Below are 283 nucleotides of genomic sequence, written 5' to 3' on the forward strand. Positions count from 1 at the left end.
TAGCACCAAGATATTGTGGTGTAACTATTTCTGGCATAAAGGTAGAAACCTCTCCAGAATGGTTACAAAATAGATTAAAAGCTATTGGCTTATCACCAATTAATAACGTGGCAGATATTACAAACTACGTATTGCACGATTTAGGTCAACCATTACATGCTTTTGATGCTAGTAAAATTACCGGAAATAAAGTTGAAGTTAAAACATTACCAACAGGCACCAAATTTATCACTTTAGATGGCATAGAGCGTGAATTACATGAAGATGATTTAATGATTTGTAA

Annotated in this window: 1 protein-coding gene; it reads left to right on the forward strand. The window is 33.2% G+C overall.

Going from position 1 to position 283, the window contains the following annotated elements; translation table 11 throughout:
• Positions 1–283 (forward strand): B3/4 domain-containing protein (locus V6251_RS15420; RefSeq protein ID WP_341589028.1); only part of this gene is annotated, 283 nt, incomplete at both ends.

Origin of the sequence: Olleya sp. Ti.3.14, assembly GCF_038154885.1 — a bacterium.
Classification (GTDB): Bacteria; Bacteroidota; Bacteroidia; order Flavobacteriales; family Flavobacteriaceae; genus Olleya.